At 66.8% G+C, this 19327-nt stretch carries 19 protein-coding genes; 8 read left to right on the top strand and 11 right to left on the bottom strand.

The annotated features are described in order from the left end of the window. The first annotated feature begins 173 nt into the window (after positions 1-173). The 4 genes from QRO91_RS09785 to QRO91_RS09800 all read left to right on the top strand — a co-directional run bounded on the left by QRO91_RS09785 (position 174) and on the right by QRO91_RS09800 (position 2569). Positions 174-440 (top strand): hypothetical protein, encoded by a 267-nt coding sequence (locus QRO91_RS09785; RefSeq protein WP_049427891.1) that lies wholly within the window; start codon positions 174-176, stop codon positions 438-440. Between the two features lie 9 nt (positions 441-449). Further along, entirely contained in the window at positions 450-1622 is a 1173-nt protein-coding gene (locus QRO91_RS09790) for a low temperature requirement protein A (RefSeq protein WP_049427890.1), read from the top strand. Between the two features lie 86 nt (positions 1623-1708). Beyond that, the gene (locus QRO91_RS09795) at positions 1709-2143 is read left to right on the top strand and encodes an EamA family transporter (protein ID WP_049427888.1); all 435 of its coding nucleotides are present in this window, start codon (positions 1709-1711) and stop codon (positions 2141-2143) included. 33 nt (positions 2144-2176) lie between these two features. After that, complete coding sequence (locus QRO91_RS09800; protein ID WP_049427886.1) at positions 2177-2569, top strand: DUF3224 domain-containing protein; 393 nt, start codon at positions 2177-2179, stop codon at positions 2567-2569. A gap of 13 nt (positions 2570-2582) precedes the next feature. Here QRO91_RS09800 and QRO91_RS09805 read toward each other — a convergent pair whose 3' ends face one another. The 7 genes from QRO91_RS09805 to pip form a co-directional block, all read right to left on the bottom strand. Next, positions 2583-3224, bottom strand: a complete 642-nt coding sequence (locus tag QRO91_RS09805) for a response regulator transcription factor (RefSeq protein WP_100443841.1) — start codon at positions 3222-3224, stop codon at positions 2583-2585. Beyond that, entirely contained in the window at positions 3217-4272 is a 1056-nt protein-coding gene (locus QRO91_RS09810) for a sensor histidine kinase (RefSeq protein WP_049430486.1), read from the bottom strand. Before QRO91_RS09810 ends, QRO91_RS09805 begins: the two co-directional genes overlap by 8 nt. 77 nt (positions 4273-4349) lie before the next feature. Further along, on the bottom strand, positions 4350-5087 hold the full coding sequence (locus tag QRO91_RS09815; protein ID WP_049430484.1) for an MgtC/SapB family protein: 738 nt from the start codon (positions 5085-5087) through the stop codon (positions 4350-4352). Positions 5088-5118: 31 nt separating this feature from the next. Beyond that, positions 5119-7878, bottom strand: a complete 2760-nt coding sequence (gene mgtA, locus QRO91_RS09820) for a magnesium-translocating P-type ATPase (RefSeq protein WP_049430482.1) — start codon at positions 7876-7878, stop codon at positions 5119-5121. Between the two features lie 63 nt (positions 7879-7941). Beyond that, positions 7942-8241, bottom strand: a complete 300-nt coding sequence (locus tag QRO91_RS09825; RefSeq protein ID WP_005413574.1) for a hypothetical protein — start codon at positions 8239-8241, stop codon at positions 7942-7944. A gap of 292 nt (positions 8242-8533) precedes the next feature. Then, entirely contained in the window at positions 8534-8833 is a 300-nt protein-coding gene (locus QRO91_RS09830; protein ID WP_049430480.1) for a hypothetical protein, read from the bottom strand. A 319-nt stretch (positions 8834-9152) separates the two neighbouring features. Beyond that, the gene (gene pip, locus QRO91_RS09835) at positions 9153-10100 is read right to left on the bottom strand and encodes a prolyl aminopeptidase (protein ID WP_197619257.1); all 948 of its coding nucleotides are present in this window, start codon (positions 10098-10100) and stop codon (positions 9153-9155) included. A 114-nt stretch (positions 10101-10214) separates the two neighbouring features. On the opposite strand from pip, the gene QRO91_RS09840 reads away from it, so the two are divergent. Next, entirely contained in the window at positions 10215-10880 is a 666-nt protein-coding gene (locus tag QRO91_RS09840; RefSeq protein ID WP_049430475.1) for a TraX family protein, read from the top strand. 251 nt (positions 10881-11131) lie between these two features. Here QRO91_RS09840 and QRO91_RS09845 read toward each other — a convergent pair whose 3' ends face one another. After that, positions 11132-13267 (bottom strand): TonB-dependent receptor, encoded by a 2136-nt coding sequence (locus QRO91_RS09845; RefSeq protein ID WP_370672013.1) that lies wholly within the window; start codon positions 13265-13267, stop codon positions 11132-11134. 301 nt (positions 13268-13568) lie between these two features. Here QRO91_RS09845 and QRO91_RS09850 point away from each other — a divergent pair, with 301 nt between their 5' ends. Both QRO91_RS09850 and QRO91_RS09855 read left to right on the top strand, forming a co-directional pair. Continuing rightward, the gene (locus QRO91_RS09850; RefSeq protein ID WP_049430471.1) at positions 13569-14183 is read left to right on the top strand and encodes a TetR/AcrR family transcriptional regulator; all 615 of its coding nucleotides are present in this window, start codon (positions 13569-13571) and stop codon (positions 14181-14183) included. A 77-nt stretch (positions 14184-14260) separates the two neighbouring features. Further along, positions 14261-15349 (top strand): DNA glycosylase AlkZ-like family protein, encoded by a 1089-nt coding sequence (locus QRO91_RS09855; protein WP_049430501.1) that lies wholly within the window; start codon positions 14261-14263, stop codon positions 15347-15349. 145 nt (positions 15350-15494) lie between these two features. On the opposite strand, the gene QRO91_RS09860 is transcribed toward QRO91_RS09855, so the two are convergent. Genes QRO91_RS09860 through QRO91_RS09870 form a run of 3 tightly spaced genes read right to left on the bottom strand, consistent with a single transcriptional unit; the run spans position 15495 to position 17908 of the window. Next, the gene (locus QRO91_RS09860; protein WP_049430499.1) at positions 15495-16571 is read right to left on the bottom strand and encodes an ATP-binding protein; all 1077 of its coding nucleotides are present in this window, start codon (positions 16569-16571) and stop codon (positions 15495-15497) included. 3 nt (positions 16572-16574) lie between these two features. Next, positions 16575-17291 (bottom strand): response regulator, encoded by a 717-nt coding sequence (locus QRO91_RS09865; RefSeq protein ID WP_049430497.1) that lies wholly within the window; start codon positions 17289-17291, stop codon positions 16575-16577. Between the two features lie 53 nt (positions 17292-17344). Further along, on the bottom strand, positions 17345-17908 hold the full coding sequence (locus QRO91_RS09870; protein WP_180848961.1) for a hypothetical protein: 564 nt from the start codon (positions 17906-17908) through the stop codon (positions 17345-17347). Between the two features lie 237 nt (positions 17909-18145). Here QRO91_RS09870 and QRO91_RS09875 point away from each other — a divergent pair, with 237 nt between their 5' ends. Beyond that, positions 18146-19327: an efflux RND transporter periplasmic adaptor subunit gene (locus QRO91_RS09875; protein ID WP_049430469.1), complete on the top strand. Its 1182-nt coding sequence runs from the start codon at positions 18146-18148 to the stop codon at positions 19325-19327.

The raw sequence follows: 19327 nt of genomic DNA on the forward strand, positions 1-19327 counted from the left end.
GCGCGGGAGGGCATCCCTGCGCGATGACGCAATACTAATGGGAACTGTTCTCGTTTGCCATGTGGCACGCGGGTCGGGATTGTTCGTCGGGGCTGGAAGGTGAAACCACGATCATCGGCTGGAGCGCAGAATCGGCGGCGGCTAGCCTGCCAGCGGGCTCAAGGAGATGGACCATGCACGTGCTTCTGGTGATGGTGGGTGGGGTGCTGCTGTTGGGCGTGTTCCTGCTGTTCGGGCGGCTGTGGAGCGTAGGCCAGTCGCTGCTGCCCACGGCCCTGATCGCGTTCATCGCCACCTGGCTGCTGGTGACGGTAGCCAACATGTGGGTGGGCGTGAGCAAGGCCGGTTACGCCGTGCGGGAGGAACTGCCGATCCTGCTGCTGGTGTTCGCCGTGCCTGCACTGCTGGCGGGCCTGCTGTACTGGCGCCTGGCGCGCTGAAGGATGGCCATGAGCACACGACTGCGACTGCCCGCCCTGCGTCAGCGCGATGGCCACCACGCCCGCGTGACCTACGAAGAGCTGTTCTTCGACCTCGTCTACGTATTTGCGGTTACCCAGCTCAGCCATCATCTGCTGCACCACCTGGACCTTGCCGGCGTGATGCAGACGCTGGTGCTGTGGTTCGCTGTCTGGCTGGGCTGGCAATACGCCTGCTGGGTCAGCAACTGGTTCGATCCGGAGGCGCCACGCATCCGTGGCCTGCTGTTCGTCACCATGCTGCTGGCGCTGCTGATGTCTTCGTCCATCCCCGAGGCCTTTGCCGATCGCGCCTGGGTGTTTGCCGGGGCCTACGCCACGATGCAGGTCGGGCGCACCGTGTTCGTGCTGCTGGAGGTCGGTCGCGGCCATCCGCTGGCGCCGAATTTCCGCCGGATGCTGGCCTGGGTCAGCGTCTCGGCGTGCTTCTGGCTGGCCGGGGCGGCCACCGAGGGCAATGCGCGACTTGCGCTGTGGGCGGTGGCGGTCGCCTGCGAGTATGTCTCGCCGATGTTCGGTTTTGCGTTCCCGGGGCTGGGCCGTTCGCACACCCGTGAGTGGACCATCGAAGGTGGGCACCTGGCCGAGCGATGCCAGTTGTTCGTCATCGTCGCGCTGGGGGAGACCCTGTTGGCGACGGGGGGCGTACTCAGCGAGATCGAGCACTGGAGCAGCGCTGTGGTATCGGCGGTGTTGGCCACCTTCGCCGGGACCATCGCCATGTGGTGGCTGTACTTCGGCATCTCCAGCCGCGACGCCACCGAGGCGATCACCCATGCGGCCGACCCCGGGCGCATGGGCGCCAACTTCCACTACGTGCATGCACTGCTGATCGCGGGCATCATCGCCACAGCGGTGGGCAATGACCTGGTGATGGATCACCCGGGCGCGGCGGTCACGCCGGTGTATGCGACGGTGCTGGTGGCTGGGCCGCTGATCTACCTGCTGGGCAGCGCCTTGTACAAGCGGGTGGTCTACGGGCGTGCGCCCTGGTCGCATCTGTTCGGTGCCGTGGCGCTGGCCGTGCTGGGCGTCGCGCTGACGCAGGCCCATCTGCTGGCTGCCGGCTGGCTGACCAGTGCGGTGCTGCTGGCCGTGGGACTGATGGACACGCGGTTGAAGCGCCGCCTACAAAGCGCCTGATCCGCACGTTGCCCGGCATTGCTTGCGCAGGCGTGCGACGGGTGTAGCGTTGGCAACGGGACGCATGGATCCGGGAGAGGCGCAGCATGCAGAACGTTCCGCAGTGGTTGGTGTGGGCCGGGTTGTCGGCGTGCTTCGCCGCGCTGACCGCGTTGTTCGCCAAGGTGGGCGTGAAGGGCGTCGACTCGGACCTGGCCATGGCGATCCGCACCCTGGTGGTGGCCGCGGTGATCCTGCCGTTGGTGGTGGTTACCGGCAAATGGTCCAATCCGCTGCTGTTGCCGGGTCGCACCCAGTTGTTCCTGGTGCTGTCTGCACTGGCCACCGGCGCTTCATGGCTGTTCTACTTCCGCGCGCTGCAAAGTGGTGAGCTGGCCAAGGTCGCGGTGGTCGACAAATTCAGTGTGGTGCTGGTGATCGTGCTGGCCTACCTGCTGCTGGGCGAACGACCGACCCTGCGGGAATGGAGCGGGATCGGCCTGGTGGTGGCCGGGGTGATCGTGCTGGCGACGAAGAAGTAGCGGCGTTCAAACCCATCGACGAGGGAGAGCAGGATGCAGGGCGAAGCGCACGGAACCTTTAAAGTGAACCTGCTGCCGATCGGTGGCAACGACGGCCCGATCGGGGTGATGTCGATCGACAAGGTCTTCCACGGTGACCTGCAGGGCAGCAGCGTCGGCCAGATGCTGGCGTTCCGCAGCCCGGTACAGGGCTCGGCCGGCTACGTGGCCATGGAGCGGGTGAGTGGCACGCTGGCCGGACGCCAGGGTGCTTTCACGCTGCAGCACAACGGCCTGATGACCCGTGGCAGGCCGGAGCTGAGCGTGGTGGTGGTGCCTGACTCGGGCAGTGAGGGGTTGCTCGGCCTGAGCGGCACACTGGAGATCACCATCAGTGAAGGCCGCCACGACTACCGGTTCGCCTATGCATTGCCGGAACCGGAATAGCCGGCTTCCGGATTCAAGCGCTGCCCGCCTGCAGGCGGTCATACATTCGCACCAGATCCACCAGGGTGCGCGCACCCATCTTGCGCATCACCTGTGCGCGGCGAACCTTCACCGTGATCTCGCTGACGCCCAGGTCGCCGGCGATCTGCTTGTTGAGACGGCCGCGCACCACGCCATCGACCACCTCGCGCTCACCGGTATTGAGTGTGGCCCAGCGCTGTTGCAGCGCGCCCAGTGCTTCGCCCTCGCGGCGCCGCAGGCGGTCGAGCTCGATGCCCTTGTGGATCGCATCGAGCAGTTCCTGGTCGCGGAAGGGTTTGGTCAGGAACTCGATGGCGCCGTCCTTGATCGCGTTGACGCCCATCGCGATGTCGCCGTGGCCGGTGATGAACACCACGGGCAGCTGCAGGCCCAGGCTGCCCATGCTGCGCTGGAACTCCAACCCGCTCTGGCCCGGCATGCGTACGTCCAGCACCAGGCACGCAGGGGTGTCTTCCAGTTCGTGTTCAAGGAAGGCCTGGGTGGAGGCGAAGGCGCGCACCTGCAGGCCCATCGAGGCCAGCAGGTCTTCCAGCGCCGCGCGCACCGATGGATCGTCGTCGACCACGTAGACGATCGGCGCCGGTTCGGCCGCAGGTGCAGGGGGCTTACGCATGAGGGGTATCCAGGGCGACGGGCAGGTCGAAGATGAAGCAGGCACCGCCGCCTGCGGGGCGTTCGGCGCGGATCTGGCCGTCATTGGCCTCGATCATTGAACGGCTCAGGCTGAGCCCGAGCCCCAAGCCGTGTGACTTGGTGGTCCAGAAGGCATCGAACACACGCTCGGGATGGTCGGCGGGCAGGCCGACGCCGCGGTCACGCACACTGAGACTGACCCGCTGGCCGTCACGCCGGGTCAGCAGTGACAGGCGCCGGTCGGCGGCGGGCACGCCTTCCATCGCGTCCACCGCATTGAGGATCAGGTTGCCGATCACCTGCTGCACTTGCACGCGATCGGCCTGCACCGGAGGCAGGTCGGCGTCCAGCAGCAGCGCCACGGCCACGCCGTGCTGGTCGAGCTCGCTGCGCGACAGCGCCAGCATTTCCTCCACCGCCTGGTTCAGATCGAAGGCGCGTCGTTCCGGTGCCGCGCCCTGGGTCAGGCCGCGGATGCGGGCGATCACGTCGCCGGCGCGGTGCGCATCGGCCAGGATGCGGGCCACGGTCTGCCGTGCCTTGTCCACGTTCGGCGGGTCCTGTGCCAGCCAGCGCTGGCAGGCTTCGGCGCTGCTGGCGATGGCGGCGAGCGGCTGGTTCACTTCATGCGCGATGGAGGTGGTGAGCTCGCCCACGGTGGAAGCGCGCGCCACCCGCAGCAGGCGGCCCTGTGCTTCCTGCACGGCGGCCTTGGCCGCTTCCATGTTCAGGGCGAGGTAGGTGGTGATGCCGATCACCAGCATGCCGATCACCGAGTTGACCAGGCCGATGCGGTAGGTGCCGAAGCGGGTCAGGAAGAAGCTCAGCCCGGTCAGCGCGATGCAGGCAATGGCCAGGGTGATAAGCCCGCGCGCGCTCAGTACGCGCGACGCGGCGAGGATGACTGCTGCGTAGAAGCAGGCGGCGGCAACCGCATAATCGGTGACGGTGTCGATCAGGAAGATCGCCGCCATCACGACGATCAGAGCCAGCAGCACCAGCGGGCGGCGGGGCGACAGCGATGGCATCGGGACGGCTCCCTGGCGTGGGCGGAAAGGATAGCAAAGCCGCCATTGGGTGGATGCCGGCCGGCAGTACCGAACCACTATTCCTCCAGGCTGGCGTTCCAGAACCCCTGCAGTACGCCGGGCGTCGTCGCCAGTGTGGCCAGCACCGCATCGAGCTCACCGGCATCGACGGTGGTGGCATACAGCACCGCCTCGATCTCCACGTCGCGCTCGCCGAACGGCCGCTGGTCCACCGCGCGCACCGGGTACTGCGCCTGCTCGAGCAGCAGCAACAACCGGTCCAGCACCTCGGCCTGCTGCTCGCGCTGGCAGACCACGTTGATCGCATAGGTCGCCTCGCTGAACGCTTCCGGCAGTGGCTGCCGCTGGATGCGGTTCACCACGGGCCGAAGCAAAGTATTGGCGGCCAGCACGAACACCGCCGCCAGTACCGCCTCAGGCAGCAGCTTGATGCCCGCACATGCGCCCACGGCCGCCGATCCCCACAGGGTGGCGGCGGTGTTCAGGCCGGACACCTGGGCGCCGTCCTTCATGATCGCGCCGGCACCGAGGAAGCCGACGCCGGAGATCACATAGGCAACCACATGCAGCGGCGACGGCGGGCCGCCGTACAGGTCATGGAAGCGTACCGCCAGATCGACGAACACCGCCGCTCCCACCGCCACCAGCGTGTTGGTACGCAGGCCGGCGGTGCGTTGCCGCAGCTGCCGTTCCAGGCCGATGATCGTGCCCAGCACGAATGCCACCGACAGGCTGATCAGCGAGCTGAGCGTTGCGCCGGCGTTGAACGCCGGCAGGTTGGGATTGATGTCCATTGTGTTTCTCCCTGGACCAGGCGGCGGGCGCTTACTGCCAGCCGTAACGGCGGATGTAGAACCGCTTCAGCGCAGTGGTCAGCACCGCATAGCCGAACAGGATCGCCACCAGGAAAGGCCAGTAGCCGGCCGGCAGGGCCTGCAGCTTGAAGTAGCCGGCCAACGGGCTCATCGGCAGGGCCACGCCGATGGCCATGATCAGGCCGGTCATCAGCAGCAGGGGCGGTGCAGCGATGCTCTGCAGGAACGGTACTTTCGGCGTACGGATCATGTGCACGATCAGGGTCTGGGTCAGCAGGCCGACCACGAACCAGCCGGATTGGAACAGGCCCTGGTCGGCCGGCGTGCGGGCATCGAACACGTACCACATCAACGCAAAGCAGGTCAGGTCGAAGATCGAGCTGATCGGCCCGAAGAAGACCATGAAGCGACCGATGTCCGTCGGGTTCCACTTCAGCGGCTTGCGCACCAGTTCCTCGTCCACGTTGTCGAACGGAATGGCGATCTGCGAGATGTCGTACAGCAGGTTCTGCACCAGCAGCTGCAGCGGCAGCATCGGCAGGAACGGCAGGAAGGCCGAGGCCACCAGCACCGAGAACACATTGCCGAAGTTGGAGCTGGCGGTCATGCGGATGTACTTCAGCATGTTGTTGAACGTGCGCCGGCCCTGGATGACACCTTCTTCCAGCACCATCAGGTTCTTTTCCAGCAGGATGATGTCGGCGGCCTCCTTGGCGATGTCCACGGCGCTGTCCACGCTGATGCCGATGTCGGCCGCACGCAGTGCCGGGGCATCGTTGATGCCGTCTCCAAGGAAGCCCACCACCTTGCCCTGAGCACGCAGCTCGCGCACCAGGCGCTCCTTGTGCAGCGGCGTCAGCCGGGCGAACACGCGATGGTGGTGCAGCGCCCGCGACAGCGCACCGTCATCCATGCGCTCGATCTGCGGGCCGGTCAGGATGGTGTCGGCATCCAGTCCCACCTGTGCGCAGACACGGGCGGTCACCAGTTCGTTGTCGCCAGTGAAGACCTTGACCTCCACGCCATGCGCGGCAAGCGCCTGCAGCGCCTGCGCGGCCGATTCCTTCGGCGGGTCGAGGAACGCCACGTAGCCGATCAGGGTCAGGCTACATTCGTCGGCCTGCGAATAGGCGGTCTGGCTGGCCGCGGTCTCCTTCATCGCCACCGCGACCACACGCAGGCCCTGTTCGTTCAGCTCCTCGGTGGTCTGCCGCACGCGGGCCAGGCGGCGCTCGTCCAGCGGCATGTCCTGGCCGTTTTCACGCACGGTGCTGCAGACCGCCAGCATCTCTTCTACCGCCCCCTTGCAGATCAGCTCGTGGTGGTCCTCGCGCTCGGAGACCACCACCGACATGCGGCGGCGCTCGAAGTCGAACGGAATCTCATCCACCTTGTGGTAGTCCTGCGACAGCCGCAGCGAACTCTGCAGCTCCACGTGCTCCAGTACCGCACGATCCAGCAGGTTGATCAGCCCGGTCTGGAAGTGGCTGTTGAGGTAAGCGAACTTCAGTACGTCTTCCGAATCGTGGCCGAACACATCGGTGTGGCGCTCCAGCGCGATCTTGTCCTGGGTAAGGGTGCCGGTCTTGTCGGTGCACAGTACTTCCATCGCGCCGAAGTTCTGGATGGCATCCAGCCGCTTGACGATCACCTTGCGCCGCGACAGCAGCACCGCGCCCTTGGCCAGGGTGGAAGTGACGATCATCGGCAGCATTTCCGGGGTCAGACCCACCGCCACCGACAGCGCGAACAGGAAGGCCTCGGTCCAGTCGCCCTTGGTCCAGCCGTTGATCAGCAGTACGAACGGCACCATCACCAGCGCGAAGCGGATCAGCAGCCAGCTGACGCTGTTGACGCCGGCCTGGAACGCGGTGGGTGCGCGGTCGGTGGCGGTGCTGCGCTGGGCCAGGGTGCCGAAGTAGGTGCGGTTACCGGTGGCCAGCACAATGGCGGTGGCCGTACCGGACACCACATTGGTGCCCATGAACAGCAGGTTGTGCTGCTCCAGCAGGCCGGCCAGCCCGTCGCCCGGGTGCGCGAACTTCTCCACCGGCAGCGACTCACCGGTCATTGCCGCCTGCGCCACGAACAGGTCCTTGGCACTCAGCACGCGGCAATCGGCCGGAATCATGTCGCCGGCCGACAGCACGATATGGTCACCGGGCACCAGCTCGCGGATCGGAAGGTCCAGCAGGCGCGCCGGGCGGCGGCTGTGCAGGTGCGCGCCGAAGTACTGGTCGGCCACATCCGCAGCCTCGGTGCCGGGATTGCGGCGCAGCACGCGCGCAGTGTTGCCGACCAGTGCCTTCAGCCGCTCGGCCGCTCGGTTCGAACGACCCTCCTGCACGAAGCGGATCAGCGTGGACAGCAGCACCATCGCACCGATGACGATCGTCGCCTTGATGTCCTCGGTCAGCCAGGACACCGCCGCCAGCACGGTCAGCAGAAGGTTGAACGGATTGCGGTAGCACTGCCACAGGTGGCGCCACCACGGCAGCGGCTTTTCGTGATCCACCTCGTTGGGGCCGAGCGTGGCCAGTCGTTCCTCGGCCTCATGCGGGCTGAGGCCATCGGCATGTGATTCCAGCGTGGCCAGCAGCTGGTCTTCATCCTGCTGGGCGAGGGTGACCAGGCCGGTGGTGAGTGCGAATGGTGCCGCTTCGGCGCTGCCCGGGCCGAAGCCGGCCTCGGGCATCGCGCGGCGGCGGAACAGGTTGCCTGCGCGACGGCTGCGCAGGAAGGCGTTGAACCAGGCGTTGAGCAGGCTCATGGGACGCTCCTTGAATGTCAGAGCCGGCCGGGGCCGGAACACGAACGGAATGGACGAAACAGATCAGGCGTGGCGCATCGCCAGCACCGCCGGTGACCACGGCTGCATGTGCAGGCGCTGGCTGCCGCCGATGCACAGTGGCTTCATCGCATCGCGCAGGGGGTAGGGCAGGTGGCGCAGCACCGTGATGCGTTCGCTGATCGGCAGCAACGACAGCGCGTCGGCCACCACGCGTGGCGAGCCGAGCGACAGCGAACGGGCGAACATGACCGGGCCGTGCTGCAGCAGCTGGCTGCGCAGAGCGGCAACATCGCGCTCACCGATCAGGCGGCGCAGGGTGATGTAGAGGATCTTGTATGACATGGGGGCGATCTCCAGGCAGGCGGCACCTGGCGATCCCCCCTCACTCAGACAGGCAGGGACCGGCGGGCAGGCGCCAGGAACAGGCAACAAGCGGGCATCCGGGGCGCGGTGCGCCCGGCAGGGTCGGGGTCCATCTGCGTCTCCATGAGGGGAGGGGCCGGCCAGGGCTGCCCTGGCCAGTGGCGCTATTGTCCGCCCCTGAATGGGGCAGTCCTAGAGGCTCGTGGGTTACCCCGGCTATACCTTGGTATAGCCGGGTACCCGTAGCGCCAATCGAGGGTTCAGTAATGGATCAATGCGAAGCGCTGGTCTGCTTGCAGACGTCGTACTCGCCACGGGTCAACGTCTTGTCACGGTCGGTATCGCAGGCATGCAGGCGTTCGGCCCAGTCCGGTGCTACCGCATCGACTTCCGCCAGGGTGACGATGCCGTCCTTGTCCCTGTCCAGCGACTCGTACGGCGGTATCAACTTCACTTCGGTGACGTCCTCGGCGGCGGTGGCCTTGCTCGCCTCCTGGGTCCTGGAACAGGCGCCCAGCAGCAGGGCCGCACAAAGCGAGAGTGCAATGGGAAGGTAGCGACAAGCGATCATGGCGTGCTCCTGAAGAAAAGGCGGACTACCGGTGCGGTGGTCACGGCCGGATCTTCTGCGGGAGGCTGTAAGTGGGCTGCGAAGAATGGGGCTCGTGGACCGTTGCCGGTGGGTCGCCATTCACCGGGCCGCACAGCTACGATTGCGCGGAGACGCCTGGGCGAGGTGGCTCGACGGAGACGGCTCGGTAGAGTCGACTGCTAGTCGACTATCGCGCGCAGCGCGGAGCTTTCAGCTTCCTGCCAAGAGCAGTCGACTAACAGCCGACTCTACCCTGGAACGGCAGGAAGCCGGCCAGCGGCCGGCACTCCCGTCTGCTTCAGAAGCGGTCGGCAAAGGCGTCCGTGGCCCGCACCAGCGCATCCACCGTGGCCGGCTCGTTGGCACTGTGGCCGGAGGTCACCATCTCCAGCCGCGCTTCCGGCCAGGCCTTGGCCAGGTCCCAGGCGCTGCGCGGCGGGCAGATGATGTCGTAGCGCCCCTGCACGATCACGCCCGGCAGGTGGCGGATGCGATCGATATCACGCAACAGCTGGTCCGGTTCCAGGAAGATGCCGTTGCGGAAGTAGTGCGCCTCGATGCGGGCCTTGGCGAGGGTATCCAGCGGGTCATCGGTGGATTCGGCATCCACGTCGTGCTGCAGGGTGGCCGCGTTGTCTTCCCAGCCCAGCCAGGCCTGCGCGGCTTCGATCCGGATCGCTTCATCCGGGCCATCCATGCGGCTCCAGTAGGCTGCGATCATGTCGCTGCGCTCGGCTTCCGGAATGTAGGCTTCATAGCGGTCCCAGCGCTCCGGGAAGATCCAGCGCGCACCGCCGTCGGCCTCGGCGAACCAGCGGTTTTCCATTTCGCGGCCGAGGAATACGCCGCGCACGATCAGGCCGGTGGCGCGCTCGGGATGCGCCTGTGCGTAGGCCAGTGACAGGGTCGACCCCCAGGAGCCGCCATAGACCAGCCAACGCTCGATGCCCAGGTGCTCACGCACCTTCTCGATGTCGGCCACCAGGTCCTGCGTGGTGTTGTCGCGCAGCTCGCCGAACGGTGTGGAGCGGCCGCTGCCACGCTGGTCGATCAACACGATGCGGTAGCGTGCCGGATCGAAGAAGCGGCGATGAGTGGGTGAAATGCCCGCGCCTGGGCCGCCGTGCAGGTACACCACCGGAATGCCGTCCGGTGTGCCGCACTCTTCGACATGCAGCGTGTGCAGATCGCTCACCGGCAGGGTGAACTCGCGGTAGGGCTCGATGGCGGGGTACAGGCTGCGCATGGCGGGTGTCTCACAAGCAGGGGCGGCCAGCATAGCGCCGCAGCCGGGTGCCTGCAGTGGCACATGCTTTCGCGATGCTGGAAATGGGCTGACCGATGCGCATAAGCTGCCGCGATGCAAGCGACCACGACCGGGACGTCAACCTTCAACTTCACTCTCCGCAGCGGCGCGCGCGAGCTGCTGAAGTGGATCGCACTGCTGGCCATGACCGGTGATCACGTGGCCAAGGTGGTCTTCGACGGCTACGTGCCGGTGGTCAGCGAACTGGGGCGCATTGCCTTCCCGCTGTTCGCGCTGGTGATGGCCTGCAACCTGGCCCAGCCCGGGGCCGACCTGCGCAAGTCGATGCGCCGGCTGGCGCTGTGGGGGCTGATCGCGCAGCCATTGCACGCATTCGCGTTTGGCGCCTGGTTGCCGCTCAACATCCTGCTTACCTTCACTTTGGCGGCCGTGGCCGTGCACGCGCTGGCGAACCATCGGCCCGTTCTGCTGTTGCTGGCTGCTGGCGTGCTGCCGATGTTCGTGGATTACCAGTGGGCGGGTGTCGGCTGCGTGCTGCTGGGGTGGATCGCGTTCCGGCATCGCGCGTGGTGGCTGCTGCTGGTCGGGCTCGCAGCGGTGTGCTGGGTCAACCACAACGGCTGGGCATTGCTGGCCGTACCGGTGGTGCTGCTGGCCGCGCGGGTAACATGGCCACTGCCGCGCTGGCGGTGGGCGTTCTACGGGTATTACGTGGGGCATCTGGCGGTGCTGGCGTTGGTTGCCCATCTGCTTGTGTAATGTCGGAACTGGCATGTCGAGTGTCTTGAATGCCGGATGCGGTCAAGGAATGCGCGTCGCAGGTGGGGGGTGAAGCATGCCGCCATCGGCGTGTGTAGAGTCGAGCCATGCCCGACTCAGCGGGCGAACCGGAGCCGAGCATGGCTCGGCTCTACACGTTCTGGGAAATCCACGCCATGCGTGACCGGCAAAGCGAGCCGAGCATGGCTCGACTCCACAGGTGATGCATGTCTGGCGTGGAGGCGCCTGTCTCAGAAGTCCATCGTCGCCGACACCAGCACCGTCCTCGGTGCACCCAGCGCCAGGCTCGACAACAACGGCATGCCCCAATACGCCTTGTTGGTCACGTTGTTCACACTGGCTCTCAGCGCAAGCGGTCGACCCGCCACGGTGGTGCTGTAGCGCGCCCCGACATCGAACAGCGTGCGGCCCGGCACCGACAGGCTGTTGTCGGCACTGATGTACTGCTTCGACATCGCCGTGGCATTGCCGGTCAAGGTCAGGCCCTGCAAGGTCGGCACATCCCACTCCACACCCAGCTTGGCCTGCCGCTGCGCAACCGCTGTGGCCATGCGGCCTTCATTCACGCCGCCTGCCGTGCGGGTCAGTTTCGGCTGCACATAGGCCACGCCGCCCAGCAGGCGCACGCCGTCCAGTGGCGCACCGAAGAAGCCCCATTCCAAACCGCGGTTCCGCTGTTCGCCGCCGAACGAGAAAATATTCGTGACCGGGTCGGTGTAGCTGCTGGGCCGCTTGATTTCGTACACGCTGAAGGTGTGCGCGAAGCTACCCATGTCCAGCTTCATGCCCAGCTCCTTCTGCTTGGTGCGGAACGGTGCGAACACATCGCCCGCGTTGGCGGCGGTCATCGGTGCGGTGGCGCCCTGGCTGAGGCCTTCGATGTAGTTGGTGTAGACCGAGATCGTGTCGGTGGCCTTCACCAGCAAGGCTGCCGCCGGGGTAGTAGCGCTCTCGTCATACCGCGAAGTACGTACGCCCGTGGCCACGTTGAAGGTCTCGCTGACTACCTGCTGGCGGCGCACGCCCAGCGTCAGCTGCACGCGGTCATCGGCGAAGGAGAGGGTATCGGCGAAGCCAAGGCTGTCCAGGCGCAGGTCGGTATGCGAGATGTGTGGCGCTACGAACGGCGCGGCCGGGCCCCACACCGGGTTGTAGAGGTTGGTGGTCCAGTCCCAGCCGGGCACGCTGCGGCGGCCATAGTCGTTCTGGGTGTGCTGGTAGTGGGTCACGTTGGCGGCCCATTGGTGGCCTACGCTACCGGTGCGGAAGCTGCCGCGCAGGCCGGCGTCACCGGATTGCTTCTTGATGTCAAAGGCCAACTGGCCGATCACAGTGCTGAAGTCGCCGGCCGGGTTGAGGATCTGCGCGCTGATCGAGCCGTTGTAGCGGTAGTTTGTCTTGCTGGTGCCATAGGCCAGGTAGGCCATCACGCTGTCATTGATGTCGAACTCGCCGCGTAGCATCGCGCCCTTGTCCTGACTGTCCACGTAGGCCCAGTCCGGGTTGATCAGGGTGTCGCCCCGCGGCGGGCGGGGAATGGCGACGCCCGGTGCCAGGCCGACACCACGGGCCGGGCCGTCCACGCGATCGTCGGCGCTGTACAGATCGGCCGACAGGCGGGTGCGATCACCGCGCCAGTCCAGTGCCAGCGATCCCAGTTGAACCTTCTTGCTCTGCTTGCCAACGGCGCCGTCGCCATCACGCCAGGCGCCGTTGAAGCGGATGCCGAACTGCTTGCCTGCGCCGAGGCGACGGCCCATGTCCACGTGGGCGCCGAACTGCGCATCGGAGGCGAAGTTGGTGCTGACCCGCAGCAGCGGCTGCTCGCCAGCGCGCTTCGGCACCAGGTTCACCGCGCCGCCCACCGAGCCGCCCGGTGGCATGCCGTTGAGCAGCGCGGACGGCCCCTTCAGCACTTCGATGCGCTCGAACATCTCCGGCGAGGTGCGGTAGTAGGGCGCCATGCCGCTGAGGCCGTTGAAGGTGGTGTCGCTGGTGTTGGAGGCAAAGCCACGGATGGCATAGTTCTCGCTCCACGCGCCGGTGACGCCGTTGCTGAACACCGTCGGGTCGGTGGCGGCGATGACGTCGGTGAGGTCCTTGGCCTGGCGATCACGGATGAACGACTCGGTGTAGCTGACCGTGCTGAACGGCGTGTCCATGAAGTCCTTGTCGCCCAGCAGGCCAACACGACCGCCGCCCGCCACCTGTCCTCCGGCATAGTCGGCGGTGGCCCGTCGCTGTTCCTGCACCTGCACCGAGGGCAGGGTGGACGGCGCGGAGTCGGCCAGCGCGGCAAACGAGGCCAGCAGCCCCAGCGCGAGGGTCGAAACGCGATAGCGCCGGGCCAGGCCGGGCGGCTGCATCGGCAGCCGGGTAGTTGCCACGGCCGGACGGATGGGCGAAGAGGGGAGGTCAAACACGGTCATGCCAGATTCCTGTGAATCGCAGGTGCGAACGCGCCTGGCGCGTTGCCAACGGCAAGCACGCGGGAGGGCGCAGCGCAGGGTTGTCGGCTGGGTGGGGACCTGGCGGGAAGTGAGCCACGGGCTCGATTCCGGATGGCGGCGGGGTGCGGCCCAGACGCATTCCTAATTAGTTGAGTAAAATAAACTAAATCATATGAAGCGGACAAGAGGGTCCTTTTACTGGCACCCTCGCGACGGTATGAGCATGCAACCCGAGATCCCGGCGCCGGCCCGTGGCCGCCCGCCCACCATCACTCCCGAGCGTCTGGCTGACATCGGCATCAAGCTGGGCCTGCCGAACCTGACCATGGCCAACGTGGCCGCCGAGCTGGCGGTGACCCAGGCCGCGCTCTACAAGCGTGTGGCCAACCTGGAGGCCTTGAAGCGGCTGGTGGCCGATACGGTGTTCCAGCGCTGGCAGATTCCGCGCGCGTCGGTCGAGGCGCCGGGTGGGCTGCAGGGCTACCTGATGGTCTTCGTGGAATCGCTGTGCGAGGTGGTGAAAGCGCACCCTGGATTGCCGCCCTACCTGTTGCGGCGCTCGGTGGCGACCACGCCGATGCTGGAAAAGATCGCCTCGCACCAGGCCCATGTGGCCGAAGTATTCGGCCTGCCGTTGGACAAGGCGCGCTGGGTGCTGGCCACGATTGCGTTCTACTGCATTGCCGGTGCGGACACGGTGTATGGGCTGGTGGATGACGAGGCCGAAGCGTTGACCGGGCGGCGCGTGCAGGACGAGGAAGTGATTGCCGAGTTCAGGCAGGGCATGCGTGCGCTGGTGATCGGCTCGCTGGACGTACTCGGCGTCCGGTAGATCCACGCCATGCGTGGATACCGGCACACGGTCCGTCAGGGCCCCATCCACGCATGGCGCGGATCTACAATGCGGCCATGCCTGCCACGCCCACCCTCGATGATCTGCGCCGCCACGCGGTGGCGCGCACGCTGTTCAAACCCACCACGCTGTTGGCCGCGATCCGGCGCCTGGGTTTCGTGCAGGCCGACCCGATCCGCGCACCGGCACGGGCACAGGACCTGACCCTGCGCCACCGGGTGAAGGACTACCGTGCAGGCGATCTTGAGCGGCGCTATGCGCGACTGCCGGTGGAAGAGGACTGCCTGGTGAACTACGGCTTCCTGCCGCGCGAGCATCTGGCGCTGATGCACCCGCGCGTGTCCAAGCGCGAGTGGGACGCCGAGACCCATCGTCGTGCGGCCGACGTGCTGGCGTTCGTGCGCGAGCGCGGCAGCGTGCACCCGCGTGAGGTTGACCAGGCGTTTGCGCATGGGCGGGTGACCAACTACTGGGGCGGCACCAGCAATGCCAGTACGCATCTGCTGGATGGCATGCACTACCGTGGCCTGCTGCGCGTGCAGCGGCGCGACAGTGGCACCCGCATCTATGCAGTGGCCGAGCATGCCGAGCTGGATGCCAGCGAACAAGCGCAGGTCGAACGCGCGGCCGCCCTGATCGACCTGGTGGTGCGCAAGTACGCGCCGCTGCCCTCGGCCAGCCTGACCTATCTGGTGCGGCTGCTGGGCTACGGTGCACCGCATCTGGCCGAACAGAGCCGGCAGGCGCTGAAGCTGGCCAAGCAACAGCTGGCCAGCTGCACGCTGGATGGAACGACCTGGTACTGGCCAGCCAACGAGAACCCGCGATCGCGCCGACACGCACCGGACGAGCAGGTGCGCCTGCTGGCACCGTTCGACCCGGTGGTGTGGGACCGCCGCCGCTTCGAGCTGCTATGGGGCTGGGTCTACAAGTTCGAAGCCTACACACCCGCACCGAAGCGCCAGTACGGCTACTACGCATTGCCAGTGCTATGGCACGACCAGGTGGTGGGCTGGGCCAACGTCAGCATGCGTGACGGTGAGCTGGCATCCAGCGTGGGCTATGCCGGCAAGTCGCTGGCCCGTGACAAGGTGTTTCGTGGCGCGTTGGACGAAGAACTGCAACGCATGGCCGCTTTTCTGTAGAGCCGAGCCATGCTCGGCTGCGCGTTGCGCTGAGCTGCGTTTCGGTATCCATGAGACCCACCTATTGCGCGCGGGGCGCACGAATGGCAGCCGAGCATGGGCTCGGCTCTACAAGGCGATGATCGAGGCGGACCCTTGAGCAATCTCAACGCCGCGCATGTACCGGCCAGCGGATCTCGAATGAACTGCCGCCACGTTCGGTAGCCCGGCACCGCGCGGTTCCGTGATGGGCCACGGCAATCGCACGCACGACCGCCAGGCCGAGCCCGGAACCGCCGCTCTGCCGCGAGCGCGAGACATCGGTGCGCTGGAAGGCCTCGAAAATGCTGTCGCGCAGTTCGTCCGGCACGCCAGGCCCCCCATCTTCCACGGCCACCGTGCAATGCCCCTCGGCGAGGGTGACGCGTACCCGCAGCGGGCAGGGGATGGCATGGCGTCGTGCATTTTCCAGCAGCGCCAGCACCGCCTGGCGGATGCGGGCCGGATCGCAGTCCGCCAGCGACGGCCGCGCGTCCAGGCTCACCGAGAAGCCACTTTCGGCCAGCGCCTCGGACATCGCCTCCACCACCGCAGCCACCTGCACGCTGACGTCGCTGCGTTGCAGGCGCAGGTCGAGATGGCCGCTCTCGGCCAGGCTGACCACGCGCAGGTCCTCGATGATGCGGGTGAGGCCCTCCAGCTGGGTGAGCATGCTGTTGAACTGTTCGGGCCCCGGCTCGAACACGCCTTCGGCGATACCCTGCAGGCGGCCGCGCAGGATGGTCATCGGCGTGCGCAGTTCATGTGCGATCGCCGCGTTCCAGAACACCCGGTTCTCCGACATGCGGTTGAGCCGCTCTGCCATGGAATTGAAATCGCTGACCAGGGTGGCCGCTTCGGTCATCGAGGTGTCACCGCCGCGCGCGCGGGCCTCCAGATCGCCACTGGCGACCCGGCGCAGGCTCTCGGCCACCGAGTTCAACGGGGTGATGATGCGCCGGGTGAGGCGCGAGGCGACCAGCGTGGCGAAGATGACGACCACGGTGGCGGTCAGGCCGATCCACAACCACTCCAGCCCGGACGGCATGATCGTTTCCGGCTCGTCATACCAGCGCGGATAGAACACCTCCATCAAATAGTAGAACAGGTAGAAGCCGCTGATCGACAGCACCGTCGAGCACAGCGAGGCGACCGTGATGGACAGCGTGATCTGGCGGCCGATGCTCTTGCCTTTGGGGTTCATCATTCAGTCCAGGAAACGATAGCCGACACCACGGATGGTGGCGGGAATGCCGATCACGCCGACGTCTTCCAGCTTTCGACGCAGCTTGCTGACATGGCTGTCGACGGTGCGCTCCTGCGCATCGCCTTCGGGCAGGCAGGCATGCAGCAGGTCAACGCGTGCATGCACCTGGCGTGGGGCGCGGGCCATGTGCACCAGCAGGCGGAACTCGGTGAGGGTGAAGTTCAGTGCATGAACCTGCTCGCCAAGGCGCACCGTCACCTCGTGGCTGCGCAGATCGATCTCGAACGGCCCCTGGCGGATCAGCCCGCTGGGTTCTTCGACCACGGTACGGGCGCTGCGGCGCAGTACAGCCTGGATGCGTGCCACGATCTCGGCCGGGTTGAATGGCTTGGCCACGTAGTCGTCGGCACCCACGCGCAGGCCGGTCAGCTTGTCCACGTCCTGGTCGAGCGCGGTGAGCATGATCACCGGCGTGTTGCCGCGCCGGCGCAGTTCGCTCAGCACCTGCCAGCCGTCCAGCTTGGGCATCTGCACATCCAACAGCACCAGGTCGGGGCGCAGCTGGCGGTGGCTGGCGAGGGCGGCCTCGCCGTCGGCAGCGCGGGTGCTGCGCAGTCCTGAACGAGCCAGGTAGGCGCCGAGGATGTCGGCAATTTCGCCTTCATCTTCGGCAATCAGCACCAGGGGTGCCTGTCGGGAGCGGAGATCGTGTTTCATTGCGTTCTGCAGCGTCATGGCAAGGGCGGGAAGTGGCGGCATCCAGGGCAGCGTCATCGTCGTTGCTCCATCGCCTGCGCTTCCTCGTCCGCTGCCCAGGCCAGGGTGGCCAGCACCAGCGTGCGCTGAAGGCTGGGCTCGACTGCGCCCAGGTCGTGCAACTGCTGCACCATCAGCGCGGATACAGAAGCCGGCAGCTTGCTCCAGCGCGATGCCATGGGCGTCGCCTCAACCCGGGCCTGCAGCCTGCGCGCCATGCCCACGACGGCGTGCAGGCGCAGCGCCAGCAGGATGACAACCAGTGCCGCAGCCAAGGCAAGCAGGCGCTGCAGGGTGGCAGGATTGGCGGTGGGGAGTGCCGCCGCCCAGACGGCCAGGCCAATCAGGGCCAGTGATGCCGGAGCCCCCGCGCGGCCTGCGTGACGCGGGCCTTCGCTGCGGAACCACACCAGCGCGGCGGCACCGGCACCCGCCAGTATGGGCGGCGCCGGGTTCGCGCTGGCAGGCATCCAGGCACTGGTCGACGCCAGCACCAGTGCAAGCGACGAAGGCGCGCACCAGGCAAGGTAAGCGCGGCGGACATCGATGGGAGGCAGGTCTGGAAACGGCAGGGACACGGCGGGGGCGCAGTCGGCGAGGCCGACGAGGCTAGCGACCGTTGATGGAGACTCGGTCGAGATTGTGTCGAGATTGCGTGGACGCAGGCCACGGCGTTCAGGAGCGGGGGGGGATGCCTGAACGGCCGGCGCATCTCCATGCAATCTCCACGATGGCTCCAAGGAATGTCCATCCACGGCTTCCAGACTGCAGTCTCGGCGGTCGCATCGGGCGACTGCAGGCAGCCGGGCGTTTCGATGAGCAATCGCAGGATCTGGATCATTGCCGGTACCGTGGCCACGCTGGTCGCGGGCACCGGATGGTGGGCGCTGGCCGAAGACGGGGATGCCGCGCTGATCACCGCGCCGGCGCAGGTGGCAGATCTGGAAAAGACCATACAGGCGGTCGGCCGGGTCAATCCCAAGGAGCTGGTTGCGGTGGGCGCGCAGGTGTCCGGCCAGGTCAAGCGCCTGCATGTGGTGCTGGGGCAGCGGGTACAGGCCGGCCAACTGATCGCCGAGGTCGACTCGCAGCCGCAGCGCATCGCGCTGCGCAGCGCCGAGGCAGCCACCAATGCACTGCGTGCCCAGCATGCCGCCAGCCAGGCGCGCCATGCGCAGGCCAGCGGTGTCTACGAGCGGCAGTCGCAGCTGGTTGCGTCGCGACTGGTGTCACAGGAGGGCTTCGAAGCCGCGCGCATGGCACGCGATGCGGCGCGTTCGGAAGTGGCCGCGCTGCAGGCACAGATCGACCAGGCAGTGACCCAGGTGGAAACCGCACGGATCAACCTGGGCTATACCCGCATCGTCTCGCCCAGCGACGGCTACATCGTGGCCATCGTGACCAAGGCAGGACAGACGCTGAACTCGATGCAGACCACGCCGACCATCGTGATGCTGGCGCAGATGGACACGATGACGGTGCGTGCCGAGATTGCCGAGGCTGACGTGGAACTGGTGGCGCCGGGGCAACCGCTGTGGTTCTCGACCCTGGGGCCGAGCGGTCGCCGTTATGAGTCCCACCTGCAGCAGCTGGAGCCAGCGCCATCTTCCATTGCCGACGTCGCTACCGGCAATGCAGGCGGCTCGGCGCAGTCGCCCAAGGCGGTGTACTACGCCGGCCTGTTCGATGTGGCCAACCCCGGCCTGAAACTGAAACCATCGATGACGGTGAAGGTGACCGTGCAGCTCGCGCGCGCCGCCAATGCGCTGCAGGTACCGTTGACGGCGCTGGTTGCGCCGGACGACATGGATGGCAACCGCGGCACCGTGCGCGTGGTCGACCCCAAGGGCCGAGTGCGCAAGCGTGCAGTGACGACCGGCCTGCGCACGGCCACCGCCGTGCAGATACTGAGCGGCCTGCGGGCGGGAGAGAACGTGGTGATCGGCCAGGCGCCCAGCGGCGGTGAATCCGAACCGACCAGCCTGCTTGGGATGTGA

Source organism: Stenotrophomonas maltophilia group sp. Smal32 (genome assembly GCF_030237085.1).
In the GTDB taxonomy this organism is placed as follows: domain Bacteria; phylum Pseudomonadota; class Gammaproteobacteria; order Xanthomonadales; family Xanthomonadaceae; genus Stenotrophomonas; species Stenotrophomonas maltophilia_Q.